The sequence below is a fragment of the Bradyrhizobium sp. genome (assembly GCF_049581145.1).
Taxonomy (GTDB): Bacteria; Pseudomonadota; Alphaproteobacteria; order Rhizobiales; family Xanthobacteraceae; genus Bradyrhizobium.
Map to the genome: position 1 here is coordinate 1 of NZ_JBAURI010000753.1, position 8,588 is coordinate 8,588.

The following is an 8,588-nucleotide window of genomic DNA, read 5'->3' on the forward strand; positions in this document are numbered from 1 at the left end:
CTTGCCGAACTTTATACCGGTTCTCTCGTTTTGGATCGATCTTCGTTGGGAGGTTTGCGCGTAGCGATTGGTTTGCCACTCGCTACCGCAACGGAAGACGGTTAATCTTGTAGTGCGCGAGCCACTCCAAATTGGCCCGCTGACTTAAGACATCCCTGGCTGAGCGGCGGCCGCATGGTTGCGACCAATTGAGAGGGCCGCGCGAGGCCTGGCCCCGCGCAGCTAGATCAATCCGGGCCGTCCCGTGTCGGTCAGGCGGCCTTGGACTCGATCTGGGTCACATTGCTCGGGGTGGCGCCGTTGATCGCGATCCGGCGCGGCTTCATCGCCTCGGGGATCTCGCGCTGCAGGTCGATGACGAGCAGGCCGTTCTCGAAGCGGGCACCCCTGACCTCGACGTGGTCGGCAAGCGTGAACTGGCGCTTGAAGTTGCGAGCTGAGATGCCGCGATGCAGGAAGGTCTTACCTTCCTTCTCGTTCTTGCGGCCTTCAAGCGTCAGAACGTTCTGCTCGACCGTCAGGTCGACCTCTTCCGGTTTGAATCCGGCGAGCGCAACAGAAATCTGGAAGCTGTTCTCGTCGAAGCGTTCGATATTGTAGGGGGGATAGCTTTCCTCGCCCGCGCGCTGCGCGGCTTCGGCGAGGTCGAACAGGCGGTCGAATCCGATGGCTGACCGAAACAGGGGCGAAAAATCTACAGTGCGCATAGCCAGATCCTCCTGGGAGCAAAATGGTTACGAGCGGCACCGGACATTTCCGGTGCCCGTCTCAAGTGGCGGGACCCTGACGGCGCCCCGATCGCCTCGTAGCGACGCCCAAAAAATTCGTAGATCCGAAAAAAGTTTCAAGGGCTCCACGCAAAAAATTTTCGGCCAGGAATCGTGGTCGGTCAACGCATGCCTGCGCCGAAGCTTCAGCCTCGCGCGCGGCGCAGAGTAGCCTTGAGCCGCCTTTCTTCCGGATCCCAGGCAGCATCTTCGGCTTTCAGCTTCGTCACAATTCGCCTCGATGTCGGCCAGCAGCGCGGCCCCAACGCCGTGGCCGCATTCGCGCCGAAGATGGCAGCGCGCAAGAAGGGCCGCTTCATTCTGCTGTCCTCGATCCAAGGCAAACACGGCACCAAGGACGCGTCGAGCTATTCCGCCTCGAAGTGGGGAATCCTTGAAGTCGGCCGCGATGGAGTTCGGCGAACACAACATCACGGTGAACGCCCTGATACCCGACCTCGTCGATAACGCCCTGACCCGCTACGAAAAGCGGCTCAGCGAATCCATGGGCGAGCAAGGGACGAAGGTCGACCATCCGACGCCCCAGCAGGCCTGGGACAACCGCACGCCGACCGTGCCGCTGAAGGTCGGCTAGCTGCAGCCGGACGACATCTCCCTGGCGGCCGTCTTTCTGGCCGTGGACGCCGCCAACATGATGACGCGCGCGGAGTACGAAGTGACCGGCGGCGACAGCGCCAAGGACATCTGACCGGAGAGGATGCGGATGAGCGCGAAAGATATCTGGAAGGCGAAGTAGATCTCCGACCGGTGTTGTGGCTGGTGACGACGAATGATGCGCACGCATTGCATCCCGCGTTGCCGGATCGCTTTCGAATCCTCGAGATTCCCGATCCGCAGGCCGAAGACCCGCTGGCCGTGCTCCCTGGCCTGACGTCGGCAGTCATCGAACGGCGCGGGCCGTCGCCAGAATGGACCGCGCCTTCCGACGTGGTGGAGATTGGGATCATCGCCGACCTCTGGCCGGCGGGTCGATCCGCCGGCTGGCGCGTGTCGTCGAGGCCATCCTGGATGCCCGCGACAACCCGCGCCGCGCGAACTGACCCTGAAGCCTTGCCCACGCGACAACTCAGAGCGTCAGCTCCCGCTGAATGAATTGTAGCCCTGGTCTTCCCAGTAGCCGCCCTTATAGTCGTTGGTCACCTCCATCGAGATCACATATTTCGGGTTCTTGAAGCCGAGTTTGGTCGGCACCCGGATCTTCATCGGGAAGCCATAGGCGCGCGGCAGGATTTGGTCGGCGAATTTGAAGGTCATCTGAGTCTGCGGGTGCAGCGCGGTGCACATGTCGAGCGGACTGTTATAGCCCTCCTTATCCGCACATTGGAACCAGACATACTTGGCGCTGGTATCGGCGCCGATCAGCTTGAGAAAATCGCGCAGCGGCGTACCGGTCCAGCTGCCGATCGCACTCCAGCCCTCGACGCAGATGTGGCGCGTGACCTGCTTGACCTGCGGCAGCTTGTAAAGCTCCTCCAGCGTCCATGACTTCTTGTTGTCGACCAGGCCACGCACCTCGAGCTTCCACCCCTTGCCGTCGACATCGGGCGCGTCATCCATCCCGTAATAGGCGTTGAACGGGAACGGATTGGTGATCGCGCTTTCCGGAAACGTCGGCGCCAGCGCATCGGGATTGAAGATCGCGGCCTGTGCGGCGTCATTGAATTTCGAGATCTGCGCCAGCAGATTGTCGGCCGAAAAGCTGTCGGAGACGTCGCATCCGGTCAATAGCGTCAATGCGCCAAGGCTGGCGCCGCCGCCGATGAAGCGACGGCGCGCGAGATCCGGCATAATCTTGACAGCGTCCTTGACCAGAAGCCGCTTGTCGACGCCGGGTATCAGAAGAGAGCGAAGTCCGCCCATGTTGGATACTCCTCAAGCATGGTTCAACGGCCGATGATCATGGCGCGCAGGCTTTTCGGCACCAGCAGCGCCAGCGCGACATGCACGGCCAAAAACACGACGATCGCCGACATGCAGATGAAGTGGACATAACGCGCGATATCGTAGCCACCGAACAACGCCGTGAGATATTGCAGTTGCACCGGTTTCCAGATCGAAAGGCCCGACAGCACGATGACAATGCCGACCACGATGATCCCGGTGTAAAGCAGCTTCTGCACATTGTTGTATTTGGAGAGATCGTCATGCGACAGCCCGAAGGTCAGCGCAGCCTTGACATCGGCGATCACGCCCGACGGCGTGACCGGCAGCAGCTTGTTGGCGAAGCGGCCGGTAACAAACCCCAGCGCCAGATAGATGAGACCGTTGACCACCAACAGCCACATCGCCGCGAAATGCCAGAGTAATGCACCGCCGAGCCAGCCGCCCAGCGTGATCGAATGCGAAAACTTGAAGGCGAACAGCGGCGAGGCGTTATAGACCTGCCAGCCCGACATAATCATCAAGATAATCGCTACGGCGTTGATCCAGTGCAGGAGTCTCACCCACACCGGCTGAATGATCTTGGCGGCGGCAAATGCGTTGTGGGCGTCGCTGACTGAAAGACTGGACATGATCGCTTCCCTGGCCGTTTCATCGCTGCTAAATCGATACTCGCTATGCGCCGACGGACCTGATGGCGCTACTGCCATGCGGGGAAAAAGACCTGGCGCACGACATGCCGTTCATGATAGCGGCTTGCGGCCGCGTCCCGCCGGGCCCGCATCGCGAACGATAAGGGTCTTGCGGCGCGGCAGGATCAGTCGACCAAGCTTCGTAACGAGCGAATATAGACCATTGTAGATCGGTTGATCTACAATAAAGTTCTGATGGGAGACTAAAAGCGGCCTCGGCATCCACGCCAAGCTCGATACGTCCGGAGGAGGACGGGCAACCTATTCAACGGACAAGCAATATTTCGTTCTGGAGCGGTCGCCCGCAATGACAACATGCAGTTCCGGGCATATATCTTCCTCAATATTTGCAAGGCCCGGGAAATTATGGCAAGACCGAGGGAATTTGACGAAGCAGCCGTGCTGGACGCGGCGATCCAGCGATTCTGGCTGCGTGGTTACGAAGCTACCTCGGTGCGCGACTTGGCTGACGAAATGGGCATTGCCGGGGCCAGCCTGTATAATGCCTTCGGCAACAAGCGCACCCTTTTCGAGCGCTCGCTCAACCGCTATCTCGACCAGACTTTCCGCGAGCGAATTCGCCGTTTCGAGCTTAGCCTTCCGCCGCGGGATGCAATCGTCGCATTTCTGCACGAAATCATCAGGCGAACCTTGAACGACAAACAGAGGATGGGTTGTCTGCTGGTTAACTCAGCACTTGAAACCACACCGCATGACAGGGAACTCCAGCAGATCCTCGCAACGTTTCTGAACGAGGTCGAATCGTTTTTTCTTCGATGCGTCACGTCGGGCCAGCGAGACAACACCATTCCGAAAGCGCACTCGGCAGAGGACCTGGCCAGACTTCTCCTGGGCGTTCTGCTCGGGATTCGCGTGCTCGCGCGTGCCCGGCCTGACCGCAAACTGCTGGAGGGCCTGGCGAGGCCCGTGTTTGCTTTGCTCGATAATGCAGATCGAAGGAAGCGTCCTGCTAAACGCCCCAAACGGGCGGCCAGCCAGAGCAGCGGTAAGAGCAAATGAAAGCGTTCGTCGGTTCTGGAATTCGCGGCGATGGAGAATTTGACGAAACCGCGCCGATGCGTTTTAGAACTATCGCCCTATAATTGTTCAAGGCGGTCCATGGCATGCGGTCTGCATGATTGTTATTCAACATCTTTTAGGCTGGTACCGTGATCGCCAGCGGGCGACCCAAGCTGTCAGGCACCGAAGCACGGAAGCAGCTTCAAGATTCCGTGCGTGAAAATCGCCATTTTCGTTACTCAATCGCAGAACGCGCCAGATAACCCCTGCAGACGCGCGAATCCGGACGCTTCGATCGTAACTTGCGCCAACCGAACCTGGTGCTTGCGCTTCAAGAAGGGGTCCTGACAGCGATCAAGCGTAACAAACGGCCTAAGGCTGCGAATAAGGGGTGAACTCAAAATAGGAGGATTTTCATGCTATCGCGCCTGCTCCCTTCACTGGCCCTCATTGCGGGTCTCTGCCCTGTCGCTGGCTTTGCCGCGGAACGGCCGGTTGTCGTCGAGTTGTACACCTCGCAAGGTTGTTCATCCTGCCCGCCCGCGAACGCTTACCTCAACGAGCTGTCCAAGGACCGGCGAGACGTCTTGCCGCTTGCGTTCCACGTCACCTATTGGGACCGCTTGGGATGGAAGGATCCGTATTCGCTGCAAGCCGCCACGGACCGACAGGACCAATATGGCCATCGCTTCGGCGATGGATCTTACACGCCCGAGATCGTTGTCCATGGCGCCGCCGGGCTGGTCGGTTCGCACCGCAGGGATGTTGGATCAGCCATCGAAAAGGCGAAACAGGAAAGTCAAACAGCCGCGTCCGTCAGCGTCACGAAGACCGGGGAGGACGTTTCGATCCAGGTCGGCTCCGGCTCTGGTACCGGCAAGGTGCTTCTGATCGGATTCGATCACGACCATACGACTGCGATCGGCCGCGGAGAAAACGGCGGCAGGACGTTGCAAGAAGCGAACATCGTCCGATCGTTCCGATCGGTCGGTCAATGGTCGGGAGCGCCGCTCCGGATCAAAGAACGATTTCCCGAAGGGCAGGACGTCGCCGTCGTGCTCCAGGCGCCCGATGGCAAGATCATCGGAGCTTCCCGGTTGGCCGAAGGCTCAAGCTGAGCGTTCGCGACGGTCGCGCGAGCCGGTCGGCTCCATCGCAGACGCAAGTGCGTCTGTTAAGCCGGCCGGCCATCATTCGATGATACCGCAGCATGAAATCTAAACGGTACTGGATACCTCATGGCTCTCGCTCGCCTTGCCATCCTCCTTGTGCTGTCGGCCGGACTCATCACGTCGACGGGCAGCGCCCGCGCGGCCGCCACCGATTGGGTAGGGGACAGCCGGGCCGCGGTGCGCCTGATCACAGCAGCGGATAATATCACTGCCGATTCGACGCTCGAAGCGGGGCTGGAATTTCGGTTCGCCAAGGGGTGGCACGGTTATTGGCGGACCCCCGGCGACGCAGGCATCCCGCCCACGGTTGACTGGTCCGCTTCGGAAAATATTTGGAGCGGGACAATCTCCTGGCCGGCTCCACATCGTCTCGTCATCGATGGCCTGCAGAACAGCGTCTACGAGAGCGACGTGGTTCTTCCGGTCAAATTATTCCTGAAGCATCCCCAAACCGTTGCCCGGATCAGAGCGTCCATCACATATGCCGCCTGCTCAGAGGTCTGCGTGCCCCTCCAGGCTGACCTCACGCTTGCGTTGCCGACCGGAGCCGAGGGCACTTCAGCTCAGTCCGGGTTGATCAATTCGGCTCAAGGGCGGGTGCCGGGGCCGCCGGATGCCGCCGGTATCGATGTCATTGGCACTCGTTTCGCGGGCCCTGCATCAGAACCAACCCTCGTGGTCGACCTCAAGAGCAGGTCCGGGGCTTTTATCCGGCCGGATCTGCTTGTCGAAGGCGCCGGGAATGGAATGCCGCCGGCACCGAAGGTGGAACTGCACGACGCCGACAAGGTCGCCCGTCTCACCGTTCGGCTTGCAGCGTTGCCACCAGCCGGCCGCCCCTTGACACTGACACTGATCGACGAAAACCGGACCGCTGAAATCAAGGTGCCGGCCGCCCAGGCAATTCCGGAGAGTGGCTCGCTGATTTTCGCCGCGCTGCTTTCGGCTTTGCTCGGGGGACTCATCCTCAACCTGATGCCTTGCGTGCTTCCGGTGCTTTCAATCAAGCTTTTCGCGTTTACGCGAGAGGCCGGCGGCAGTTTGCGCGACGTTCGCTTGGGGTCCGCGGCAACAGCTGCCGGCATCACGTTCAGCTTCATGCTGCTGGCCACCTCCTTGATCGGATTAAAATGGTCGGGCGCCACGCTTGGCTGGGGCATACAATTTCAGCAGCCCTGGTTTTTAGCAGGAATGGCGGTGCTGACGGTCCTGTTCGCAGCGAACTTCTTCGAATGGCTTCCGATCGGCCTGCCAAGCTCGATAGCGAACGTTGTGTCCAAAAGGTCTGGCGGACCCATGATTGAGGCCTTCGTTACGGGTGCGTTCGCGACTTTGTTGGCTACCCCTTGCTCCGCGCCATTCGTCGGCACCGCCGTGGGTTTTGCATTGGCCCGCGGGCCATCTGAAATCCTTGCGATCTTCTTCTGTCTCGGCCTCGGAATGGCGCTGCCCTATTGGATGGCGGCGTTGTTCCCGGGGTGCGTTCGATGGCTTCCGCGTCCCGGCCCGTGGATGCTCGTTGTGCGGAAATTTCTCGGCGTCCTGCTGCTCGGGACGGCCGCCTGGCTGATCTACGTGCTGTGGAGCACGGCGGGCGCATGGACGGCGGCCGTCACGGCCGCTCTGCTGGCGTGCTTGCTCGGCTATCGAGCCCTGATCAGTGCTCCGGTCGGAGGCCAAATTGCCTCCCTCGCATCACGCCGGTCCGGATTGATCACCGCCGGCCTTGTGGTCGTGCCCCTCATTGTCAGTTTATCCGGGGTTGCTCCGATCTCGCAACCGGCGGCCGCGCAGGAATGGCAGGCTTTTGATTTGGATGCGCTGCCCGGCCTGATCGCCGGTGGCAACACCGTATTGGTGGACGTCACCGCCACATGGTGCCTGACCTGCAAGGTCAACGACGCGAGAGTGCTGGAGAACGCGGAGGTTCGTTCGCGGCTGCAACAGCCGCATGTGATCAGAATGCGCGCCGACTGGAGCCGGCCGAGTCCTTACATCGCAGATTATCTTCATCGCTTTGCGCGCTACGGCATCCCTTTTGACGTGGTGTACGGGCCGCAACAGCCGGACGGCGAAGCCCTTCCGGAGCTCCTGACCACGAGCGCCCTCTTACGGGCGATAGATCAAGCTTCAGTCCATGACGACATTCGCAAATCTGCAAGTTCCGTTCCTTGATCACGGGCGGCATACCGAAGGGGCCCCTCGCGCGAAACCCGCGCCGGGCGCATATTCGTCAGCGGAAACAGCGCAGGACAAGAACCTAAATAGGACATTGTTCAAAAATCGACGCACTTATGGCGGCATGATTTCAGCTTGCAGGACGTCGTCAAAAGCGACAGGCCCGTTCGCTTGGCTGGCGAACGAGCCGGTACACGGCTGGCGAGAATGAGGCGTCTACTCCAGTCGCCGACAGATGAAGAAGATTGAAACTACTTCTTCATCTCATCCTTCTTCATGTCGTCATTGGACATCGCATCGTTCTTCTTCATTGCATCCTTGGACATCGCATCGTCCTTCTTCATGCCGTCCTTGGACATCGCATCGTCTTTCTTCATGCCGTCCTTGGACATCGTATCGTCTGCCATTCCATCCTTGCCCATCTTGTCCTGCGCGAAAGCAGGAAGGGCAGAAGCCGCTCCCAGCGAGATGATGACGGCGGAAGCGAGAAGCAAAACACGCGAGGCGTTTTTCATGCTGTTATCCTTTCAAAAACTGGTTCGGACGACATTTATCGTCGAACTGAATACGTCATGGACATGCACCACGTTACGGAGTTCGCAAAAAGTTTGATTTTAGATCGATTGAAATATAATGCGAGCGTTCTACGTGCATAACGACATCCTGCCCAATCCTTGAGAAGACGTTAAGCGGCCGGTCACGAATGTCCGCACACGTTGGCCGCCTCGTCACAATGCGCCTCATTCGTTCGATGCCTCGACAATTTTGCGAGTTGCGTCAGGCTCATGCCCGGAGCGACCGCGGCACATCCGCCGTCCCCTTTGCCCGCGAGAAATGCCTAGCATCTGCGACAGATG

Annotated in this window: 10 protein-coding genes; 5 read left to right on the forward strand and 5 right to left on the reverse strand. The window is 59.7% G+C overall.

From position 1 onward, the window contains the following. Positions 1-251: 251 nt before the first annotated feature. A complete protein-coding gene (locus WCB02_RS24560) occupies positions 252-707 on the reverse strand; it encodes an Hsp20 family protein (protein ID WP_423962239.1) in 456 nt (151 codons plus the stop codon). 351 nt (positions 708-1,058) lie between these two features. On the opposite strand from WCB02_RS24560, the gene WCB02_RS24565 reads away from it, so the two are divergent. Both WCB02_RS24565 and WCB02_RS24570 read left to right on the forward strand, forming a co-directional pair. Further along, positions 1,059-1,235: a hypothetical protein gene (locus tag WCB02_RS24565; RefSeq protein WP_423962255.1), complete on the forward strand. Its 177-nt coding sequence runs from the start codon at positions 1,059-1,061 to the stop codon at positions 1,233-1,235. Then, complete coding sequence (locus tag WCB02_RS24570; protein ID WP_423962258.1) at positions 1,162-1,362, forward strand: hypothetical protein; 201 nt, start codon at positions 1,162-1,164, stop codon at positions 1,360-1,362. Before WCB02_RS24565 ends, WCB02_RS24570 begins: the two co-directional genes overlap by 74 nt. Here WCB02_RS24570 and WCB02_RS24575 read toward each other — a convergent pair. The 3 genes from WCB02_RS24575 to WCB02_RS24585 form a co-directional block, all read right to left on the reverse strand. Continuing rightward, entirely contained in the window at positions 1,359-1,568 is a 210-nt protein-coding gene (locus tag WCB02_RS24575) for a hypothetical protein (protein ID WP_423962241.1), read from the reverse strand. The two genes, WCB02_RS24570 and WCB02_RS24575, sit on opposite strands and share 4 nt — an antisense overlap. 294 nt (positions 1,569-1,862) lie before the next feature. Then, the gene (locus tag WCB02_RS24580) at positions 1,863-2,648 is read right to left on the reverse strand and encodes a molybdopterin-binding protein (RefSeq protein WP_423962243.1); all 786 of its coding nucleotides are present in this window, start codon (positions 2,646-2,648) and stop codon (positions 1,863-1,865) included. 23 nt (positions 2,649-2,671) lie between these two features. Continuing rightward, positions 2,672-3,301 carry a cytochrome b/b6 domain-containing protein gene (locus tag WCB02_RS24585; protein ID WP_423962245.1) on the reverse strand — a complete coding sequence of 210 codons (630 nt, stop codon included), beginning with the start codon at positions 3,299-3,301 and terminating at the stop codon, positions 2,672-2,674. 375 nt (positions 3,302-3,676) lie between these two features. Here WCB02_RS24585 and WCB02_RS24590 point away from each other — a divergent pair, with 375 nt between their 5' ends. From WCB02_RS24590 to WCB02_RS24600, 3 genes are all read left to right on the forward strand, one after another. Continuing rightward, positions 3,677-4,381, forward strand: a complete 705-nt coding sequence (locus WCB02_RS24590; RefSeq protein ID WP_423962247.1) for a TetR/AcrR family transcriptional regulator — start codon at positions 3,677-3,679, stop codon at positions 4,379-4,381. A gap of 416 nt (positions 4,382-4,797) precedes the next feature. Further along, positions 4,798-5,499: a DUF1223 domain-containing protein gene (locus WCB02_RS24595; protein ID WP_423962249.1), complete on the forward strand. Its 702-nt coding sequence runs from the start codon at positions 4,798-4,800 to the stop codon at positions 5,497-5,499. Between the two features lie 120 nt (positions 5,500-5,619). Beyond that, a complete protein-coding gene (locus tag WCB02_RS24600) occupies positions 5,620-7,728 on the forward strand; it encodes a protein-disulfide reductase DsbD family protein (protein WP_423962251.1) in 2,109 nt (702 codons plus the stop codon). Between the two features lie 254 nt (positions 7,729-7,982). Here the strand turns inward: WCB02_RS24600 and WCB02_RS24605 are convergent, their stop codons facing one another. Continuing rightward, entirely contained in the window at positions 7,983-8,246 is a 264-nt protein-coding gene (locus WCB02_RS24605) for a pentapeptide MXKDX repeat protein (protein WP_423962253.1), read from the reverse strand. Positions 8,247-8,588: the final 342 nt, after the last annotated feature.

What these genes read in the sequence shown, in the direction of transcription:
- WCB02_RS24560 (WP_423962239.1), bottom strand. Translation starts at nt 707, where the DNA reads ATGCGCACTGTAGATTTTTCGCCCCTGTTTCGGTCAGCCATCGGATTC.
- WCB02_RS24565 (WP_423962255.1), top strand. Translation starts at nt 1,059, where the DNA reads ATGGCAGCGCGCAAGAAGGGCCGCTTCATTCTGCTGTCCTCGATCCAA.
- WCB02_RS24580 (WP_423962243.1), bottom strand. Translation starts at nt 2,648, where the DNA reads ATGGGCGGACTTCGCTCTCTTCTGATACCCGGCGTCGACAAGCGGCTT.
- WCB02_RS24585 (WP_423962245.1), bottom strand. Translation starts at nt 3,301, where the DNA reads ATGTCCAGTCTTTCAGTCAGCGACGCCCACAACGCATTTGCCGCCGCC.
- WCB02_RS24590 (WP_423962247.1), top strand. Translation starts at nt 3,677, where the DNA reads ATGCAGTTCCGGGCATATATCTTCCTCAATATTTGCAAGGCCCGGGAA.
- WCB02_RS24595 (WP_423962249.1), top strand. Translation starts at nt 4,798, where the DNA reads ATGCTATCGCGCCTGCTCCCTTCACTGGCCCTCATTGCGGGTCTCTGC.
- WCB02_RS24600 (WP_423962251.1), top strand. Translation starts at nt 5,620, where the DNA reads ATGGCTCTCGCTCGCCTTGCCATCCTCCTTGTGCTGTCGGCCGGACTC.
- WCB02_RS24605 (WP_423962253.1), bottom strand. Translation starts at nt 8,246, where the DNA reads ATGAAAAACGCCTCGCGTGTTTTGCTTCTCGCTTCCGCCGTCATCATC.